The organism is Pseudomonas sp. AL10, assembly GCF_029960685.1.
GTDB lineage: Bacteria > Pseudomonadota > Gammaproteobacteria > Pseudomonadales > Pseudomonadaceae > Aquipseudomonas > Aquipseudomonas lactis.
Genome location: NZ_JASBQZ010000054.1, coordinates 1 through 18407 on the forward strand (window position 1 = coordinate 1; position 18407 = coordinate 18407).

At 59.6% G+C, this 18407-nt stretch carries 18 protein-coding genes; 12 read left to right on the forward strand and 6 right to left on the reverse strand.

All coding sequences use genetic code 11. The features are described 5' to 3' along the window. The coding region (locus QK296_RS26625) for a hypothetical protein (RefSeq protein ID WP_282391930.1) at positions 1-184 on the forward strand (184 nt) is incomplete at its 5' end. Position 185: 1 nt separating this feature from the next. Here QK296_RS26625 and QK296_RS26630 read toward each other — a convergent pair. The 3 genes from QK296_RS26630 to QK296_RS26640 form a co-directional block, all read right to left on the reverse strand. After that, complete coding sequence (locus tag QK296_RS26630) at positions 186-2045, reverse strand: DUF3857 domain-containing transglutaminase family protein (RefSeq protein ID WP_282391932.1); 1860 nt, start codon at positions 2043-2045, stop codon at positions 186-188. Positions 2046-2224: 179 nt separating this feature from the next. Then, positions 2225-3571: a glutamine synthetase family protein gene (locus QK296_RS26635; protein WP_169913790.1), complete on the reverse strand. Its 1347-nt coding sequence runs from the start codon at positions 3569-3571 to the stop codon at positions 2225-2227. Between the two features lie 11 nt (positions 3572-3582). Further along, positions 3583-4140, reverse strand: a complete 558-nt coding sequence (locus tag QK296_RS26640) for an XRE family transcriptional regulator (protein ID WP_044273146.1) — start codon at positions 4138-4140, stop codon at positions 3583-3585. 269 nt (positions 4141-4409) lie between these two features. Here QK296_RS26640 and QK296_RS26645 point away from each other — a divergent pair, with 269 nt between their 5' ends. The 3 genes from QK296_RS26645 (at position 4410) to QK296_RS26655 (ending at position 6707) form a co-directional block, all read left to right on the forward strand. Beyond that, on the forward strand, positions 4410-4901 hold the full coding sequence (locus QK296_RS26645; protein WP_052224669.1) for a transposase: 492 nt from the start codon (positions 4410-4412) through the stop codon (positions 4899-4901). Positions 4902-5116: 215 nt separating this feature from the next. Beyond that, the gene (locus QK296_RS26650; protein WP_282391939.1) at positions 5117-5425 is read left to right on the forward strand and encodes an RcnB family protein; all 309 of its coding nucleotides are present in this window, start codon (positions 5117-5119) and stop codon (positions 5423-5425) included. Positions 5426-5513: 88 nt separating this feature from the next. Then, positions 5514-6707 carry an MFS transporter gene (locus QK296_RS26655; RefSeq protein WP_034135282.1) on the forward strand — a complete coding sequence of 398 codons (1194 nt, stop codon included), beginning with the start codon at positions 5514-5516 and terminating at the stop codon, positions 6705-6707. Here QK296_RS26655 and QK296_RS26660 read toward each other — a convergent pair. Both QK296_RS26660 and QK296_RS26665 read right to left on the reverse strand, forming a co-directional pair. Further along, positions 6670-6942 (reverse strand): DUF1652 domain-containing protein, encoded by a 273-nt coding sequence (locus QK296_RS26660; protein WP_003190355.1) that lies wholly within the window; start codon positions 6940-6942, stop codon positions 6670-6672. The genes QK296_RS26655 and QK296_RS26660 overlap by 38 nt on opposite strands. A 102-nt stretch (positions 6943-7044) precedes the next feature. Continuing rightward, on the reverse strand, positions 7045-8541 hold the full coding sequence (locus QK296_RS26665; protein ID WP_034135283.1) for a helix-turn-helix transcriptional regulator: 1497 nt from the start codon (positions 8539-8541) through the stop codon (positions 7045-7047). A gap of 203 nt (positions 8542-8744) precedes the next feature. On the opposite strand from QK296_RS26665, the gene QK296_RS26670 reads away from it, so the two are divergent. The 3 genes from QK296_RS26670 (at position 8745) to QK296_RS26680 (ending at position 11004) form a co-directional block, all read left to right on the forward strand. Then, positions 8745-9713 (forward strand): hypothetical protein, encoded by a 969-nt coding sequence (locus QK296_RS26670; RefSeq protein WP_003190360.1) that lies wholly within the window; start codon positions 8745-8747, stop codon positions 9711-9713. Positions 9714-9791: 78 nt separating this feature from the next. Beyond that, positions 9792-10412, forward strand: coding sequence for a hypothetical protein (locus QK296_RS26675; protein ID WP_282391944.1), 621 nt, complete (start codon positions 9792-9794; stop codon positions 10410-10412). A 247-nt stretch (positions 10413-10659) separates the two neighbouring features. Continuing rightward, a complete protein-coding gene (locus tag QK296_RS26680; protein ID WP_003190363.1) occupies positions 10660-11004 on the forward strand; it encodes an FKBP-type peptidyl-prolyl cis-trans isomerase in 345 nt (114 codons plus the stop codon). Positions 11005-11032: 28 nt separating this feature from the next. On the opposite strand, the gene QK296_RS26685 is transcribed toward QK296_RS26680, so the two are convergent. After that, positions 11033-11770, reverse strand: a complete 738-nt coding sequence (locus QK296_RS26685) for a helix-turn-helix transcriptional regulator (RefSeq protein WP_169855148.1) — start codon at positions 11768-11770, stop codon at positions 11033-11035. Positions 11771-11844: 74 nt separating this feature from the next. Here QK296_RS26685 and QK296_RS26690 point away from each other — a divergent pair, with 74 nt between their 5' ends. From QK296_RS26690 to QK296_RS26710, 5 genes are all read left to right on the forward strand, one after another. After that, positions 11845-12993 (forward strand): cytochrome P450, encoded by a 1149-nt coding sequence (locus tag QK296_RS26690; protein ID WP_003190366.1) that lies wholly within the window; start codon positions 11845-11847, stop codon positions 12991-12993. Then, positions 12990-13334, forward strand: a complete 345-nt coding sequence (locus QK296_RS26695; RefSeq protein WP_192002583.1) for an antibiotic biosynthesis monooxygenase — start codon at positions 12990-12992, stop codon at positions 13332-13334. The genes QK296_RS26690 and QK296_RS26695 overlap by 4 nt, the downstream gene beginning before the upstream one ends. Before the next feature lie 549 nt (positions 13335-13883). Continuing rightward, on the forward strand, positions 13884-16589 hold the full coding sequence (mgtA, locus tag QK296_RS26700; RefSeq protein ID WP_003190368.1) for a magnesium-translocating P-type ATPase: 2706 nt from the start codon (positions 13884-13886) through the stop codon (positions 16587-16589). Positions 16590-16755: 166 nt separating this feature from the next. Next, the gene (locus QK296_RS26705) at positions 16756-17472 is read left to right on the forward strand and encodes an MgtC/SapB family protein (RefSeq protein ID WP_003190369.1); all 717 of its coding nucleotides are present in this window, start codon (positions 16756-16758) and stop codon (positions 17470-17472) included. A gap of 288 nt (positions 17473-17760) precedes the next feature. Beyond that, positions 17761-18387 carry a response regulator transcription factor gene (locus QK296_RS26710; protein WP_003190370.1) on the forward strand — a complete coding sequence of 209 codons (627 nt, stop codon included), beginning with the start codon at positions 17761-17763 and terminating at the stop codon, positions 18385-18387. The last annotated feature ends 20 nt before the right edge of the window (positions 18388-18407 follow it).

Consider the following 18407-nt stretch of genomic DNA (forward strand, 5'->3'; position numbering starts at 1 on the left):
AGATCAAAAGCAGATCAAGAGCGGCTCGCTTCGCATCGTGGTTACCGTTGGCTGCAACAACCTCCAAGGTTGTGTAGATACCTATGCTGCGATGGCGATGTATCAGCCACTCATGTGCAAGCTGACCCGCCGTTATCGCAGGCAAGCCAGCTCCCACATTTGGACTGTGTTGTGTCAGGGATAGTCTAGAGCTTCACCACCTGATGCACCTGCTCGGCACAGGCCCGAGCTTCTTCAATCATCTTGCCGAACGCATCGCTGGTGACTTCGGCATGGGTCAGCCAACGTTTTTTCTGGCTCAGGCGATAGTGATAGCGCAGTGAGCCGTCTTCCAGTTTTCCGTCCAGGTCGAGGTCGTACCAGGGCGAGCGCACCTTGCAGCCGGGGATGGCTTTTTCCATCTTCCCGCCTGCCAGGGTGTAGGTGTAGTCATAGGTTTCGGGGTTGCCCAGGTAGAGGTCGGCCTGTTGCCCCTGGCGACGATAGTTGACGTAACCTTCCCAGCGGTCTTTCAAGGACGGGTCGGTGTAGACATAGTCATTGGCCAGTTTTTCCAGGGCGCGCTGATCGTTCATGCGGGCGCTGACGCTGTAGCCGTCATGTACCACAAAACTGGTGGGGTCGCGGGTGATCTGGCAGTCGCTGATGTCGTTGCCGAAGTTGGCGCAGATGTTCTGGTCGGTGGCGGTGGTGCCTTGCTGGCGATCGGCGACGCTCAGTTGCATCAGCGGCCGGCGGCTGAAGGTAATAGTCGCCTTGACCGCGCCATCTCCCTCTTTGCCGTACTGCACCTGTTTGTCCAGGCGTATCGAGACTTCGGGGCGTTCCAGTGGGATGTGTTCTTCGCGCACTTGGCCCTGGGCGTCGTTGACCAACACCCAGCGGTCCTGAATATCGGGCATGGTCTGGCCAGGGGCGAAGACCGGGTTGGTCGGGTCAAGCCACCACACCTGGCCATTCACTTCGGCACGCACGATGGCGTGGTTGGGCGCCTGTGTGCCAGGAATCAGCAGGGCATCGACCACGTCGCCACGGCTGACCCACGCGGTCTCTGCCTTGATGCCGCTGGCCTTGAGCATGGCCGTCAGCAGGGTCGCCAGGTCCTTGCAGTCGCCGTAGCCGTGCTGCTCGATTTCCACCAGGCTGAACGGCACATAACCACGCTCGCTGGCGCGCCAGTCGCCCAGGTAGCGGTAATGATCATTGATGTGCTGCATCAGCGCGGCCACTTGCTCAGCCGGCGCCAGGCTGCGTGCGGCGGCCACGGCGGCGGCGGCTTGCGCCGGCAGGTTGGCGCCGAGGATCTGGTTGTAACGCTGGGCAAAATCACCGAAGTACGCCTGGCGGTCCACGGCGCTGCCCACTTCCAGGCGTGGAACGCGCAGCAGCGCGGCGGCGGAGGATTCATTGATGTAGTTGAGGTAGATCGGCGCTTTAAGCGCCACGTCCAGGGTTTTGCCGTTGCTCGAAGGGGTCACTTTGAAGGCGTCGAACATTTCACTACGCCACTGGAGCGGGCGTTCGGCGGTAAAGCGCGCCTTGAAACGATCACGGCGGGCCGCGCCGGGGCCGAACTTGAGCACGTAATGGAACTGGCTCATCAGCGGTTTGGCCGGATAGTGGTGGCGTACGGTGTAGCGGATCTTTGTGCCCACGCGCAGGTTGGGGAAGGCCAGGGAGGTTTGCTTATCGCGGCTGAAACCCTGGTCTGGGTTGGGCGCGCTGCGGGTATCGATTTGCGTGGCGGCGAGGGCGACCGGCTTGGCGCCAGGCTGGGTGGACTGGGCGCTGATCACTTCAAAGGTATCGCCTTCGGAGTAATCGAAATCGATGCGCGAGAGCATTTCGCGGCCGTTGGGTTTGAGGATCGTGTAGCGGTAGGTGGTGGTGCAGTCGGTGCTGGCGTCGCGGTTGAAGTGGCAGTGCAATTCGGTGTCGTTGGCCAGTGGGGCTTCGGCTAGGGGTTGCAGTGCAGCGCTGACGGAATGGGAAACCAGCCCCAGACTGATAGCAATCAAAGGGCGGTGAAACGAAAAACGGTACATGGGCGCCTCGGGTGACACATTGAAACAGCTACCCGGCGGGTAGCGAGAAGGCGCCGGATGATAATGGATCTCAACGGCAAAGGCCAGGATTGTTCGACAATTCTTAAGCCTGAAAGGCCCGTGCTAGAGCCTTTACTTGATTTAGATCAAGGTTTTTATGCCGCCATCGCGGCGCGTCCTTAGAGAAACCAGCGATATTCGCGCGCATGAATTTCTTGCTGGAAAGCCAAGTGATCCTGGCGTTTGTTCTCGCAATACACGTCGACAAATTCCGCGCCCAGCTTGTCGCGCAGTACCGGTTGCTGCTGCATGGCACGCACGGCGTCGAGCATTTCCACCGGGAAATCGGTGCCGCTGTTGCGGTCTTCGTTCAGTGGTGCGATGGGTTCACGCTTGGTCTCAAGGCCATGCTCCAGGCCCACCAGGATCGCCGCCAGCACCAGGTAAGGGTTGGCATCGGCGCTGGCCAGGCGGTGCTCGATCCGCAGGTTGCGCGGGTCGGACTCGGGGATGCGCACACAAGCATCGCGGTCTTCAAAGCCCCAGCTCGCCCGCGTCGCAGCGTTGACCGTGCCGCCCAGGCGGCGGAAGGCATTGTGGTTGGGCGAGAAAATCGGCATGCAGTGGGGCAGCAATTCCAGGCAACCGGCTACGGCGTGGCGCAATGGCTGCTGCTGATGGGCCGCGAGCAAGTTATTGCCCGCTGCGTCGTAAAGGCTCACATGCACATGCATGCCACTGCCGGGAAATTGCAGGTAGGGCTTGGCCATGAAGCTGGCGCGGTAACCCTGCTTGAGCGCCACGCCACGAGTGCTGCGGCAGAACAGGGCGGCCCAGTCGGCGGCGCGCAGGCCGTCGTCGCAGTGGCCGAAGTTGATCTCGAACTGGCCGGGGCCGATTTCGGCGGTGATCACCGTGATGTCGATGCCTTGGTCCTTGGCGGTTTGCGCCATGTCGTCGAGCACGTCGCTAAAGCGCGACAGCCGTTCGATATGCAGGTTGGGCTGGTCGTCGGCATCTCCGCTGAGCGGGTCGCGGGCAAATTGCGGCAGGCCGTTTTCCAGCTGTTTATCGAACAGGTAGAACTCCAGCTCAAACGCCACCACGGGGTGAATGCCCTGGTGCTGCAAGCGTTCCAGCACTTTGGCCAGGACTTCGCGGGGTTCGAATTCGATGGGCGCTTGGGTGCCGTCCGAGGTGATGAGCATTTGCCCCAATGGCTGCGACTCCCAGGTGACTGGTTTGAGCGTGCCGGGCACCAATCGGCGATTGGCGTCCGGGTCGCCATCGTTGAAGCAGTAGTCGCCAATCTTGAACAGCCCACCCTGGGCCCCCAGCAGCACCGCATTCTGCGGCAGCTTCAGCGGGCTGCCGGCGGCGACTTTCTCAAGCATCTCCACCGGGTAGCGCTTGCCATAGAAATGCCCGGGAATATCCAGGGCGATCAGGTCGACATAGCGCACGTCGGGGTGGTTCTGGCGAAAGCTGCGTACTTCGGCCAGCAACGTGGAGGATTGGCTTTTCACGGGTGCAGCTCCTAGTTGTAAACCCACAGGACGCGGGCGGGCAGGTCGGTCAGGTTGGCGTAGCGGCAGTGAGCGAAACTGGCGAGGTGGAAGCTGTCGCCGGGACCGAGGGTGACCGGCTCGGCTTCGCTATCCACCCACAGGGTCAGCTCGCCTTCGAGCACAAACCCGGCCTGTTCGGCACGGTCGCTCATGCTTTGCTCGCCGCTGTTGGCGCCGGGGGCCAACAGGCTGTCGAGCATCGAAAACGCGCCGTTCATACTTGGCGACACCAGGATGTCGGTGATGCCATTGGCGTAATACACCGTGCGCCGCTCGTTGGGGCGGGTGACCCAGTCCACTGCCTTGGGTTTGGGCAGGCTGTAGAAGTAGGTGGTGGGCACGTCGAGGGCGTGGCTGATGGCGGTCAAGTCGGCCACGGTCGGGCGCGACAGGCCACGTTCGACCTGGGACAGAAACCCCACCGACCGCTCGATTTTTTGCGCAAGTTGCGCCAGGGTGAGCTTCTTGTGCTTGCGCAGGTCGTGGATCAGCGCCGCGAGGGTGGCAAGTTCTTCTTGAGGGGTCATGAAATTTATATCGAATAATTTCATGAAAAATTACACGATTATTTTCACGCTCGCAAACCCTATGCACAAACTTTTGTGGCGAGGGAGCTTGCTCCCGCTGGGCAGCGAAGCGGCCCCAACCCGTTCACCGCATGCGTTCAGTGGATGCGCGGTGTGGCTTTTTGGGGCTGCTGCGCAGCCCAGCGGGAGCAAGCTCCCTCGCCACAAAGGATTGGGAAATATGGGGAAACTGTATTGAGCAGGGACATCTCAGGTGCCTGCTAGGTTGAATGGACCATTCAACCATTCAGGGGAGCAAAGGATTGCTTCACAAACCCAATTCTCATTTGTTACGACGTGGCCGTTATTCAGAACCTGGCCGAGCTTATTTGGTAACTGCCGTGGTTTATCAACGTCGCCCGGTGTTTGCCGATCTTTACCTGGGGCGGCTATTGGTTGCCGAGCTTAAACGAGCCCATGACCTTGGACTGGTCAACTCGCTGGCCTGGGTCATTATGCCGGACCACCTTCACTGGTTATTTGAACTGCGAGACGCGACGCTGCCTGAGGTGATGAAACGAGTGAAGTCGTGCAGCACACTGGCCATCAACCGAGCTCGTCGTACACACGGAGCTTTCTGGCAGTACGGCTATCACGATCGTGCGGTGCGGGCCGATGAAGACCTTATCAAGGCTGCTCGCTACATCATCGCCAACCCACTGCGAGCCGGACTGGTCGAGCATGTTGGCGACTACTCACTCTGGGACGCCGCCTGGCTATAACGACGTACCCCTTGTGGCGAGGGAGCTTGCTCCCGCTGGGCAGCGAAGCGGCCCCAACCCATTCACCGCATACGTTCAGTGGATGCGAGGTGTGGCTTTTTGGGGCTGCTGCGCAGCCCAGCGGGAGCAATCTCTGGCCACAGGAAACACGGCTGAATGATTGCGCGCCGCCGCGGTCGGAACCTGAGTACGCACCATTAATTGAAGGAGCACCCATGAAGTCGAAAACCTTAGCCGCTTGCTTGCTGGTCGCTGCCAGCTTTTCCACTGGCAGCGCTGTAGTGCAGGCCGGCGATACCCCTCAGGAAACCGTGCAACCTTCAAACATCAACGCTCGCGACTTGAAAGAGGGCGACCGTGCGCCGGATATCCTGATGCGCAAGGAGTCGGCCATCAGCGATTGGAAAAAACACGGCCTCAAGCAGCCTGAAGAAGAAAGCCAGTGGGCGCGTGTAGGCGACAAGTACGTCCTGCTCAAGACCACCAACGGCACCATCCTCGAGATTACGCCAGTCAAGAAATAATCCCGCGGGGGCACCTGCTCGTTTTATGTTTCTTGCGTTAAGGTAACCGACCGCGATGGTCGCGTTACCTTTGAAGAACGAGAGCAGGATGCTTGCCACCATAAGAAACTACCCCCGCACCGTGAACCTGTTGCTGTGCGCCACGTTGCTGCTGACGCTGGCCAAGGCCATCACCTTTCCTTACCTCGTGATCTACCTCACCAGCCATTTCGCCTTGGACATTACCCAGGTCGGCCTGGTAATCGGCAGTTCGCTGATCGTCGGTTCGCTACTTAGTGTCTACGGCGGTTTCCTGGTCGACCGCATCAATAGCTATCGGCTGTTGCTCGGCTTGAGCCTGGTGTTTGTGCTGGGGTTTATCGGCACGGTGCTGGCGCAGAATATCTGGGCGTTCTATGGCTGCCTGATCCTGATCAACCTGGCTTATGCCGTCATCGATATTGCGGTGAAAGCCGGCTTCGCCAGCCTGCTGCCCGAAGACGCGCGCAGCGAAGTGTTTTCCATCAAGTACACCCTCACCAATATCGGCTATGCCGTAGGGCCGTTCTTTGGCGCGATGGTGGCCAAGCTGGATATCAGCCTGCCGTTTATTCTGTCGGCGCTGTTGGGGCTGGTTTTTTTTCTGCTGTATGGGCGCTGGGGTGACCGTAACTTGGCCACTGTGGACACCACGCAAAAGCCGGTGCCGTTTCTCGCCGTCGCCCGCGTTTTGCTGCAGGACCGTCGCCTGGTGTGCTTCACCCTCGGCGGTTTACTCAGCGCGGTGGTGTTCGGCCAGTTCACGGCCTACCTGTCGCAGTACCTGGTGACCACCACGACCGCCGAATACACCTACACGGTGATCAGCGCGGTGCTGACCACCAATGCCGTGCTAGTGATTGCCTTGCAGTACTTGATTGGCCGGCGCATCTCGCACCGTTACCTGAGCCAGTGGCTGATCGCTGGCTTGAGCATGTTCATGCTGGGGTTGATCGGATTCGGGCTGTCCACCAGCGTGGTGGGCTGGGTGCTGGCGATGGCGGTGTTCACCGTCGGGGAGATCATCGTGTTCCCGGCCGAGTACATGTTTATCGACCGAATTGCCCCGGACCACTTGCGGGGCATGTATTACGGGGCGCAAAACCTGTCCAACCTCGGCGCCGCGTTGGGGCCGGTGTTGTGTGGCCTGGTGTTGGCCAGCCTGCCAGCCCATTACATGTTCTACATGCTGGGGGCGTTTATCGTTGCAGGCGGAGTGTTTTATTTCATGGGAGCGGCGATAAAGGCAGATCATCCAGCGTGAGCTTGCCGACGTTGTTGCTTTGCAGCTCGTAGCGCAATTCATCCACCATTTTCGCCACTTCCTGCGGGGTCTGCAGGCGGTTGGTGCTGATGCCGGTCACCACCAAGTCGACACGACCGGTCTCGGCGTCGTAGACCTTGAGGGTCAAGGACGCGTCCCGGCACAGGGTGAATTCGCACGTCAGCGGTGACAGGCCTTCTTCGATGCAGTTGCGCAGTTGAGAGAGGGTAAACATGCGGGTTCCTTCAAGGCATAAATACGATCCCTTGAAGGTTATTGCTTGCACCGCCGCTCAATAAGGCGAATTCGCACTAGTCGCACTAGTGCATTTGCAGGGTCAGGGTTTGTTTTTCAGGCGCAAATCACCGGCAAACAGCCCGCGTTCACGGGCCCAGACGATCGCTGCACTACGGCTGTGCACCCCCAGCTTGGAATACACCGTGGCCACATGGTTACGCACGGTGTTGGGCGCCAGTTTCAGGCGCGAGGCGATCTCTTTGTCCGCCAGGCCCTCGCAGATCAGGCCCAACACATCGCGCTCGCGGGCGGTGAGGTCGGTGAAGGAAACGTTCGGCAGGTTGGGGCTGTTGACGCTCTTAGCGTTGGCCAGCTTCTCGATCAGGGTCTGGCTGAACCAGGACGCGTCCTGCATGACTTCCTCGATGGCCGCCACCAGTTCCAGCTCCGAGCGTTTGCGCTCGGTGATGTTCATCAGCACCATCAGGTAGCAGGGTACGTCCTGAATAACCACGGTGTCGGCGGACACCACGCAGTCGATCACCTCGTTGCCTTTCTTGCGTACCTTGAGGTCCTGGCCTTCAAGGTTGCCGGCTTTTTCCAGGGTGGCGAACAACTGCGCGCCGGCCTGGGGGCTGTCGATGAAGTTGATGTCTTCGATGGATTTGCCGATCAATTCTTCGCTGATGTAGCCGGTGATGCTCATGAAGGCTTCGTTGATGTCCACCACCTGGCGGTTGTCGGCACTGCACACCAGGGTCGGCACGGGCGTCAGGCGAAAGGATTTGGCGAAGCGCTCTTCGCTCTGGCGCAGGGCGATCTCGGCTTTGCGCCGTGGCTCCAGGTCGGTGAAGGAAAACAGCATGCAGTCTTCCTCGTTCATGTCCAACGGTTGGCCGGCGACGATCACCAGTTTGCTGCCGCCTTCGGGCAATCTCAGTTCGGCCTGCATCTGCGGGATGGTCGCGCCTTCGCCCAGGCGCTGGATCGCCAGGTCCTTGCGCTCGGCCTGTTCCAGCACATCCAGCTCATACACGGATTTGCCGATGACCTGGTCGCGGTTATAGCCGGTCATCTCCAAAAAACCATGGTTGACCTTGATGTAGCGCAAGTCGCTGAGGCGGCAGATCACGGCGGGCGCCGGGTTGGCGTTGAAGGTTTTCTCGAAGCGTTGCTCGGCGCTGGCCCATTCGGTGGCGTCGCTGAGGATCAGCACCAGCAACTCCGGCTCACCCTGGGCGTCGGTCAGCACCAGGCTGCGCAGGCGATGCACCCAACTGCGGTGTTCGTCGTCGGCGGGTGTGACCTCCACCACCACATCGCTGAACTCTTCACCGGCGGCCACGCGGCTGAGGGGGTAGCTGTCCAGTGCCAAGGGGTGGTTGTTGCGGTAGCGCAGGGCAAAGCGCTTGGCGTACGCCTCGGTATTGGCGCCCAGTTCCTTGACCTCGCTGACCCCATGCATGGTCAACGCCGCTTCATTGGCCCAGAGAATGGTCTGGTCGACCTCGGCCAGGATCACACCGTCGGACAGCCCGGAGATGATGGTTTGCAGTTGGCGGCGGTTGGTTTCTTTGGCGAGAACATCCTGGGTCATAACGTCTCCGATTAGGGCAGGGCAAGGCACATTGGGTTACGACATCCCGGCTTCAGGATAGTGCAGAGTAATTGCCTACGGGGCAGTGCGAATGCACCAGGCTGCCTGGTGCATATAGGCCAGGACTGAACGTATGTCGTTTCGCCACACTCACACCCATCAAGGCGCATTGCCTTGCTCCTCAATTTGAAAAGGACCTTTGTATGACCACTGTCTATGAATCCAATCGATCGCTGTTTCGTGTGTCGTGGAGCTCGGTATTGGCCGGTAGTGCAATCGCACTGGTCACCTACCTGGTCTTGAGTGTGTTGGGCACCGCCATTGGCGCCAGTGCCGTTGACCCGATGGAAGCGGGCAACCCGTTGAGCGGTTTTGGCACGGGTGCGGGTATCTGGTTGTTTGTATCGACACTGGTCGCCATCGCATTGGGCGCGTTCGTGGCCGGCCGCACGGCACCGGATCGTGGCGGCCTGCATGGGGTGCTGACCTGGACCCTGACCACCTTGCTCACCACTTGGCTGCTGGCGGGCTTGGCGTCCAGCGTGGTCGGCACTGCCGGCAACGTGGTGGGCAAAGGCCTGTCCGCAGCTGGCAGTGGCATTGCTGCCGCCGCGCCGGGGATTGGCAATAGCATCAAGCAGCAGTTGAACGAGCAGGGCATCGAGCTGGACTGGAACAGCCTGCAAGGCCAACTGGATACCTTGCTCAAGCAGAGCGGCAAGGCTGAGCTGGACCCTGCCAATGTTGAGCAAAAAGCCGATCAGGCAGCAGCCGATGGCAAGCAGTCGGCCACCGATGCGGCGACCAACCCTGCCCAGGCCGGTGATGAGCTCAAGCAGTGGTTCGAACGTGTGAAAGCGTCCGGCGAGCCAGCCCTGAATGCAGCGGATAAAGAGGCGCTGGTCAACATCGTCGCGGCCCGCACTGGCAAGAGCAAAGAAGAAGCCACCCAGATCGTCGACAACTATGCCCAGGCTTATCAGCAAGCCATGCAAAAGGTCGATGAGCTGAAAAAACAGGCGGAACAGAAAGCCCGTGAAGCCGGTGAAGTCGCAGCCAAGCAACTGTCCCGCGCGGCCTGGAGCACCTTGGCCATGCTGCTGTTGGGCGCGGCCTTGAGCTTCTTTATCGGTCGTATCGCGCTGACTACCCGTCGCGTGCCCTTGGCTTAAAACTGTCTGCGGCAAGGACGCCGCCTGTGTGAAGGGGTAAAATGCTGGCATTTTACCCTTATCCCACAAAGGTGCCCCTTGAGCGCAGGCAAAGCCGTCGGACTGTTATTACTCACTTCCCTGTTGGCGGCGTGCGGCACCTCGCCGCCACGCACGCCCAACGACCTCTGCGGTATCTTGCGCGAAAAAGACGACTGGTACGACGCCGCCAAAGTCACGCAAAAGCGTTGGGGCGTACCGATCCAGGTGCCGTTCGCGATCATGTATCAGGAGTCGGGCTTTCGCCACGACGCCAAGACCCCGCGTAAATACCTGCTGTGGATCATTCCCTGGGGCCGCGTCTCCACCGCTTTCGGCTATGCCCAGGCCAAGGATGAAGTGTGGAACGACTACCGCAAAGCCACCGGCCGCAGCGGCGCTGATCGCGAAGACTTCGACGACGCCATCGACTTTATCGGCTGGTACATGGACAAGACCTACACCATCAACGGTGTCTACAAATACGACGCCTATGGTCAGTACCTGAACTACCACGAAGGCTGGGGCGGCTACCGCCAGCGCACCTACGCCAGCAAAGCCTGGCTGCCACCGGTGGCAAGCAAGGTGCAAGCGCGTTCGCAGATGTATGCGCGCCAATATGCCGGGTGCAAGGATGAGTTGGGGCGAGGGTTCTGGAGCCGGTTCTGGCATTGGTTGTAAAGGCTTCTGGATGCATGCAGATTCAATTGTGGGAGCTGGCTTGCCTGCGAAAGCGGTAGTGCAGACACAGATGCATTGACTGACACGCCGCCTTCGCAGGCAAGCCAGCTCCCACATTGGATTGTGTTAACGCGGCTGTATGCATTCCAGCGAACGGTTCACCATCACGCTGGCCATTCCCCTGCACTTGCCAAACCCATCCGATTCTGGGAAAACCCCAGCCCTTCACCCCTTCAATGAGAACCCCATGAGCAACGACGAACTGCAGGTCACCGACATCCGCCTGGGCGACGGCAAAGCCGTGGTCAAGGGCGCGCTGATCACCACCCAATACACCGGCACCCTGGAAGATGGCACGGTGTTCGATTCCTCCTGGGAGCGGGGCAAACCGTTCCAGTGCGTGATCGGCACTGGCCGCGTGATCAAGGGGTGGGACCAGGGCTTGATGGGCATGCAGGTTGGCGGCGTGCGCACGTTGTATGTACCGGCGCACCTGGCCTATGGCGAGCGCTCGATGGGCGCGCATATCAAACCCAACAGTAATCTGCGTTTCGAGATCGAATTGTTGGAAGTGCTGACGCGGGATGATTGAGGTGGCCGAACATGGACGGTGCTTGGCGTTAAGCGCAGGCGCTGCCTGAGCGCTTCAGTTCTGGCTCTTCAACCCTGATCCCAAACCTGCCCGACAGCTCCTTTCGCCCCTTGGGCGTCACCGCCAGCGCCCGGCTATCAAGGTCCTGGATAACCCATTTGCGGCTGATGACGGCCTGTAGCACAGCGGCCCCCAGTGCGCCGGCGAGGTGAGGGCGGCGCATGCTCCAGTCCAGGCATGCGCAAGCGAAACGACGCCGCTGCGCCCTTACGGTTTCTACCTCGATACCGAGGCCTGTCATCGCTTTTTCGCCCTCCACGCTGAGCCGATACGTACCGTCACCCGCGTCCGACATGCTCAGCCAGCCGGAGTCGAGGAAATAGTCGTGCAGTTGTACCGCCAAGGACCCCGCCATGTGGTCATAACAGGTTCGCGCGAGCTGCAACCGACTGGGGGTAGTCGAAACAAACCCGGTCTGAGCGTTTCGGCTGATCACCATGAGGGCTTCGATGGCTTTGGCCACGTGAGCGTCTGCCAGGCTGAAGTAGCGGTGCCTGCCCTGGGTGTGCAGTTTTACCAAGCCGTCCTCTTTCAGCCTTGCCAAGTGTGCGCTCGCCGTAGAAGCACTGACGTCGGCGATGACGGCCAGTTCCGTACTGGTGCGGGCGTGGCCGTCCATCAGCGAGCACAGCATTTTCGTCCTTGCAGGTTCGGCAATCGCGCCGGCGACACGCGAAATGGCGGTGTCATTGCTGTGGGAATCCATATTTCGTTCCTGAGCGAATTGTCGGTGTGACGGTTGTTCGATAGTAGCCGTTCTTTGCGAAAAGGACTGCCAAAATGACGCCGTTTGAAGCCGTTACCCATGCCGACCCCTACGATTATTACGCACGCCTCAGACGACACAGTGAACTGGTCTTTGATGCAGATCTTGGTTTATGGATTGCCAGTGGCGCCAGCGTTGTCGAGGCCATCCTGGAGCATCCCGACTGCCTTGTACGCCCACTGCACGAGCCGATTCCAGCGGCCATTGCTCAAGGCGCGGCAGGCGATATCTTTGGTCGTTTGATGCGTATGAACGAGGGGGCGCAACACCGCTGCCCCCGGATGGTTATCGAGCCGGCCTTGGGCTCGTTAGGAAGCGAAAATCTCGCAGGCATTGTGGCGCGGGTTGTCGAGACATTGGATGACCCCGTCGGTAACCCGAACGAGTGGATGTTCAGGTTACCGGTTTCGGTCATTGCGACGTTGATAGGTTTCGCACCCAGCCAGTTGCAGGAAGTCGCGCAACTGACACGGGATTTTGTCGCCTGTCTATCGCCATTGAGCGACGAAGCTCAACTCAGTGCAGCCCATTGCGGGGCGGCTCGGCTGAGGCAGATGTTTCAGGTGCTGCTGAGTAACGATGATAAGGGCAGCGGCGTGTTGGAGCGTCTTTATGGCGAATACCAAGCCTCAGCCTGGAAAGACGATGAGGCGTTGATAGCGAATCTGATTGGGCTGTTGTCACAGACCTGCGAAGCCACTGCCGGCCTGATCGGCAACGCCCTCATAGCGCTCCAACGAAACCCTGACCTGCAAGCTACCCCGATGCGCGTCGCTGAGTGGGTGGCAGAGGTAGCGCGCCACGACTCACCGGTACAGAACACCCGGCGCTTCGTTGCACAGCGCTGCACGATTGGCGGCAGCGTTCTAGAGGCGGGCGATACCGTTTTACTATTGCTTGCTGCTGCCAACCGAGATCCCGCCGTCAACCCAGACCCCGACAGCTTCTTGCTCAAACGAACTCAACGACGAACCTTCAGCTTCGGCGCAGGCAGGCATCAATGCCCAGGCCAGTCCTTGGCATTGGCTATTGCCTCAGAGGTGATTTCGGCATTCTTGCATCGACGGCCAGACTTATCTGCCCTTGCTTATCGCTGGGATTATCTGCCTTCCCTTAATGGCCGCATCCCGAGGTTCTACCGTGATGAGGAGACTCAACAATGATCGCTGTTATTTTTGAAGCCTGGCCACATGAGGAGCACTACCAGCGTTATCTCGACCTCGCTGCCGAACTCAAGCCTCTGCTCGCTCAAATCGATGGCTTTATTTCAGTTGAGCGTTTCCAGAGCCTGAGTGAACCTTCAAAACTACTCTCCCTATCATTCTGGCGTGACGAGGAAGCCATTCAGCAGTGGCGCAGCCTTGAGCTACATCGAGCCGCTCAGTCAACAGGCCGTCTGCAGGTTTTTGCTGACTACCACCTGCGCATTGCCCAGGTGGTGCGCGATTACAGTCTCGAGGACCGTGCTCAAGCGCCGACCGACAGCAGGCAGGCGCATGAGTAAAAGCAGCACACCGCCTTCTGTAGGAGCGAGCCCGCTCGCGAAAAACTCGAAGGCGCCGCGTTCACACAGCAAGCACGCGTTATCGTTGGCGTTTTTCGCGAGCAAGCTCGCTCCTACGGTTGTTACCTGAACCCATCCTGAAGAATTTTCTTATTCACCATGCAGGCACTTTCCTACGGTTTACTCCGCCAACATCGGGGCGTAAGCTTCGCGCGTTTTCATCAATAGCGGAGACCCTCAGTGGGTACTTGTTCGAGTGACAGTCGTCGGCCGGTTTCGGTAACCGGCCTCTTGGCAAGGTAACGCGCATTTTCCAGATGCCGTTGTCTCGCCTCACAAAGCGAGAAGCGGCATCCCGGCGGTGGCCAGTCCTGGCGCCTGCCTGATTCCCTCTCATCGACGCTGACCAGCACCTGGGTAACGCCTGGATGCTACGGACGCGCCTGCCTGTTACGGCGGGCGGGCCAGGTTCGGCTGTGCCTGTGTGACGGGCGCGGTGTGGACGGGCAGTACCTGCACGACGGTTTTTCCTCGCGCAGGAGTTACACCATGAACCTCACTTTGCTCAAAGAGTTCTTCGCCGGTTTCCTGCGGACCCGGCATATCGCCCGGCATTTTCGCCGCCTGGCGATGCTGGAGACCGTGACCGACGCCAGCGTCAGCCGCGAAGTACCGCCTAGCCTGGCGCAGACACTGGTGGCATCTGCCAACCGCAGCACCGTGCAATTGCTGGGTGTACTGGGCAGCCACGCCGAGGGCCTGAACACCCAGGAAGCCGACGCCCTGCGTATGCAATACGGCCTCAATGAAGTCGAGCACGAGCAGCCGCTGCCGTGGTGGGTGCACCTGTGGCATTGCTACAAGAACCCTTTCAACCTGCTGCTGACCCTGTTGGCGGTGATCTCCTGGCTGACCGAAGACATGAAGGCCGCCACGGTGATTTTCTCCATGGTGGTGCTCTCGACCCTGTTGCGCTTCTGGCAGGAGGCCAAGTCGAACAAGGCCGCCGATGCCTTGAAGGCCATGGTGAGCAATACCGCGACGGTGCTGCGCCGCGATGCTGCCAAGCGCATTGAACTGCCGATCAAGCAACTGGTGCCGGGCGATCTGATTGTGTTGTCGGCCGGCGATATGATCCCCGCGGACTGCCGCGTGCTCAGCGCCAAGGACTTGTTCGTCAGCCAGGCGGCGATGACCGGTGAATCCATGCCAGTGGAGAAGTTCGCCCACCAGCAGGACGCCCACACACGCAACCCGCTGGAACTGGAGAATATTCTGTTCATGGGCACCAACGTGGTGTCCGGCGCCGCCACGGCGGTGGTCCTGGCCACCGGCAACAGCACGTACTTTGGTGCCCTGGCGCAACGCGTCACGGCGACGGACCGTGCGACCACCTCGTTCCAGCAGGGGGTCAACAAGGTCAGTTGGTTGCTGATTCGCTTTATGTTCGTGATGGCGCCGCTGGTGCTGTTCATCAACGGGTTCACTAAAGGCGACTGGACCGAGGCGTTGTTGTTTGCGCTGTCGATAGCGGTGGGCCTGACCCCGGAAATGCTGCCCATGATCGTCACCTCGACCCTGGCCAAGGGTGCGGTGTTTCTGTCGCGCAAGAAGGTGATCGTCAAGCGCCTGGACGCGATCCAGAACTTCGGCGCGATGGACGTGCTGTGCACCGACAAAACCGGCACGCTCACCCAGGATAAGATTTTCCTGGCGCGCCATGTGGACGTGTGGGGCCAGGAAGCGGACGACGTGCTGGAAATGGCCTACCTCAACAGCTACTACCAGACCGGCTTGAAAAACCTGTTGGATGTGGCCGTGCTTGAGCATGTGGACATCCATCGCGAGCTGAAAGTCGGCACCGCGTTCCACAAGGTTGACGAGATTCCCTTCGACTTCAACCGCCGCCGCATGTCGGTGGTGGTGGCCGAGCAGCACCAACCGCACCTGTTGATCTGCAAGGGGGCGGTGGAAGAGATTTTGTCGGTATGCAACCGCGTGCGCCATGGCGACGTCGATGAAGTGCTGACCGACGAACTGCTGGCGCGCATTCGCCAGGTGACCGCAGCCTTTAACGAAGAAGGGCTGCGGGTGGTGGCGGTCGCGGCGCAGCCGATGCAGGCAGGACGAGACACCTACACCCTAGCCGATGAGAACAACCTGACGCTGATCGGCTACGTGGCGTTTCTCGACCCACCCAAAGAGAGCACCGCACCCGCCCTCAAGGCCCTGAAGGCCCACGGCGTGGCGGTCAAAGTGTTGACCGGCGACAACGAACTGGTCACGGCGAAGATCTGCCGCGAAGTGGGCCTGGAACAACAAGGCTTGCTGATGGGCAACGACATCGAAGCCATGAGCGACGCCGAACTGGCCCTGGCCGTGGAAACTACCAATGTGTTTGCCAAGCTCACCCCCAGCCACAAGGAACGCATCGTGCGCCTGCTCAAGGCCAACGGGCATGTGGTGGGCTTTATGGGCGATGGCATCAACGATGCTCCGGCGTTGCGCACGGCGGATATCGGTATTTCGGTGGACAGTGCGGTGGACATCGCCAAGGAAGCGGCCGACATCATCCTGCTGGAGAAGAGCCTGATGATCCTGGAAGAGGGCGTACTGGAAGGCCGGCGCACCTTCGCCAACATGCTCAAGTACATCAAGATGACCGCCAGTTCCAACTTCGGCAACGTGTTCTCGGTGTTGGTGGCCAGTGCCTTCATCCCGTTTTTGCCGATGCTGCCGATGCACCTGCTGGTGCAAAACCTGCTGTATGACATCTCGCAGATCGCGATTCCGTTCGACAACGTCGATGACGAGATGCTTGCCACGCCACAACGCTGGCAGCCAGGCGAGGTGGGGCGCTTCATGCTGTTTTTCGGGCCGATCAGTTCGATCTTCGACATCACCACGTTCGCACTCATGTGGTATGTGTTTGATGCCAACACGCCAGACCACCAGACGCTGTTCCAATCCGGCTGGTTTGTGGTGGGGCTGCTGACCCAGACCCTGATCGTGCACATGATCCGCACCCCGAAAATCCCGTTTCTGCAAAGCCGTGCAGCGCTGCCGTTGATGCTGATGACCGGCGTGATCATGGCCGTGGGGATTTTCCTGCCGATGGGGCCGTTGGCGCATTACTTCAAATTGCAGGCGCTGCCGTCGCTGTACTTTGTGTTCCTGCCGGTGATTTTGCTGGCGTACATGGCGCTGACCCAAGCGGTGAAAGGCTACTACATCCGCAGGTTTGGCTGGCAGTAGTGAGTGCCATGCAACACCGCAAACCCTGTGGGAGCCGGGCTTGCCCGCGATGGCGGTGTATCAGTCGCCAGATTCATTGGCCGGTGTACCGCTATCGCAGGCAAGCCAGCTCCCACAGGAACCCACGGTGTTTTCCAATTTGTCGCTGCATTCATGGAGATTTTTTATGCAGGCAATCAACAACATCAACCTCAACTCCCTGGTCGACACCGTCGTCAGCCTCAGCGCGGCATTTATCCTCGGTGGCTTGATCGGTTTCGAGCGCCAATATCGCCAGCGCACCGCGGGGCTGCGCACCAATGTGCTGGTGGCGGTAGGCGCGGCGATCTTTGTCGACATGGCCAACCGGCTCGGTGGTGCGGAAGGCGCGGTGCGCGTGGTCGCTTACGTGGTGTCGGGCATCGGCTTTTTGGGGGCGGGTGTGATCATGCGGGAAGAGGGCAATGTACGCGGGCTTAACACTGCCGCGACCCTCTGGGCTTCAGCGGCGGTGGGCGCCTGTGCCGGCGCCGACCTGATCCTTGAGGCATTGCTGGGTACGCTGTTTGTGCTGGCGGCCAACACCTTGCTGCGGCCGATCGTCAATAACATCAACCGCCAACCCTTGGACGTGGTGTCGGCAGAGGTTACCAATATCCTTTACGTGATTGCGCGACGCAGTCAGCAACAGGCCGTGATGGTGTTGCTGGAAGCCGAGTTGGCACGCTGCAACTACCCAGCCAGTGATGTCGATGTGCGGCCGTTCGGCAGCGACGAAGTGGAAATCGAGGCCATCCTGGCCGCCACGTCGGTGGATGGTGATGAGCTGGATGCACTGGTAGCGCGCCTCTCAACTTCAACCCTGGTGGTACAGGCTTTCTGGAGCCCGAGTACTACCGACTGACCCTGATGAGTTAGCCAGGATTGGCTAAGCTTGATTGTGGAAAAATCCTACATCTAGTCCGGATTATCCCTTCAGTTGAAACATCATTGCGTTGCTAAGGTTGGGCACTTGCGGCTGTTGGGTCATTGAGGTCCGGCGTCCGTGATTATGCTGAGTTAATTGAAGGGGCCAGACACGGCTTGGTTACCGTACTGATAAGGCAGCGCCGCTCGTCGGAACTGTCATTTCTCACAGGTACCCAGATCCGGTGTGATGTGTAAGGGTATTTTGTCCACATAGGGAAGTTTTATGAGCAAAGCATTAATTGTGGATGACCATCCGTTTATCCGGGCGACGGTCAAACACCTCTTGCAGTTGGAGGGTTTTGTTGAAATTTTTCAGGCAGGGGATGGCGCAGATGCCATGCAATTGGCGAGGGAGCAACGTCCCGAGCTGATCATCCTCGACCTGGCGATGCCTAAATTAGGCGGGTTGGAGGTCATCAGCCGGATCAAGGCGTTGGGCTTGCCGTGCAAGATTCTGGTGCTGACGTCCTACCTGGCAGTGTTCTTTTCCACCCGCTGCATGCGCGCCGGCGCCATGGGGTTCGTCGCCAAGACCGGCGAACTGGATGAGCTGCAAAAGGCTATCAAGGCGATCATGTCGGGCTACAGCTGCTTCCCCAGTTTGCCGACCAGTTCGGTGCGGCGCGACGATTTGCAAGAAACAGAACGGCAGATGATCGAATGTTTGTCTGACCGCGAACTCACCGTACTGCAAATGCTCGCCCTAGGGTTGGGCAACAAGGAAATCGCCGAGCAAATGCTGCTGAGTCACAAGACCATCAGTACCTACAAGACTCGACTCAAGGAGAAGTTGCGAATGTCCTCGGTAGTGCACTTATCCAAGTTTGCCCAGCGCAACCATCTGATCTGATCTGAAATGATCGCCACCGT

Excerpts from the sequence above, each read along its gene's own strand:
- QK296_RS26630 (WP_282391932.1), bottom strand. The coding sequence starts at position 2,045 with ATGTACCGTTTTTCGTTTCACCGCCCTTTGATTGCTATCAGTCTGGGG.
- QK296_RS26640 (WP_044273146.1), bottom strand. The coding sequence starts at position 4,140 with ATGACCCCTCAAGAAGAACTTGCCACCCTCGCGGCGCTGATCCACGAC.
- QK296_RS26645 (WP_052224669.1), top strand. The coding sequence starts at position 4,410 with ATGGACCATTCAACCATTCAGGGGAGCAAAGGATTGCTTCACAAACCC.
- QK296_RS26650 (WP_282391939.1), top strand. The coding sequence starts at position 5,117 with ATGAAGTCGAAAACCTTAGCCGCTTGCTTGCTGGTCGCTGCCAGCTTT.
- QK296_RS26655 (WP_034135282.1), top strand. The coding sequence starts at position 5,514 with ATGCTTGCCACCATAAGAAACTACCCCCGCACCGTGAACCTGTTGCTG.
- QK296_RS26660 (WP_003190355.1), bottom strand. The coding sequence starts at position 6,942 with ATGTTTACCCTCTCTCAACTGCGCAACTGCATCGAAGAAGGCCTGTCA.
- QK296_RS26665 (WP_034135283.1), bottom strand. The coding sequence starts at position 8,541 with ATGACCCAGGATGTTCTCGCCAAAGAAACCAACCGCCGCCAACTGCAA.
- QK296_RS26670 (WP_003190360.1), top strand. The coding sequence starts at position 8,745 with ATGACCACTGTCTATGAATCCAATCGATCGCTGTTTCGTGTGTCGTGG.
- QK296_RS26680 (WP_003190363.1), top strand. The coding sequence starts at position 10,660 with ATGAGCAACGACGAACTGCAGGTCACCGACATCCGCCTGGGCGACGGC.
- QK296_RS26685 (WP_169855148.1), bottom strand. The coding sequence starts at position 11,770 with ATGGATTCCCACAGCAATGACACCGCCATTTCGCGTGTCGCCGGCGCG.
- QK296_RS26690 (WP_003190366.1), top strand. The coding sequence starts at position 11,845 with ATGACGCCGTTTGAAGCCGTTACCCATGCCGACCCCTACGATTATTAC.
- QK296_RS26695 (WP_192002583.1), top strand. The coding sequence starts at position 12,990 with ATGATCGCTGTTATTTTTGAAGCCTGGCCACATGAGGAGCACTACCAG.
- mgtA (WP_003190368.1), top strand. The coding sequence starts at position 13,884 with ATGAACCTCACTTTGCTCAAAGAGTTCTTCGCCGGTTTCCTGCGGACC.
- QK296_RS26705 (WP_003190369.1), top strand. The coding sequence starts at position 16,756 with ATGCAGGCAATCAACAACATCAACCTCAACTCCCTGGTCGACACCGTC.
- QK296_RS26710 (WP_003190370.1), top strand. The coding sequence starts at position 17,761 with ATGAGCAAAGCATTAATTGTGGATGACCATCCGTTTATCCGGGCGACG.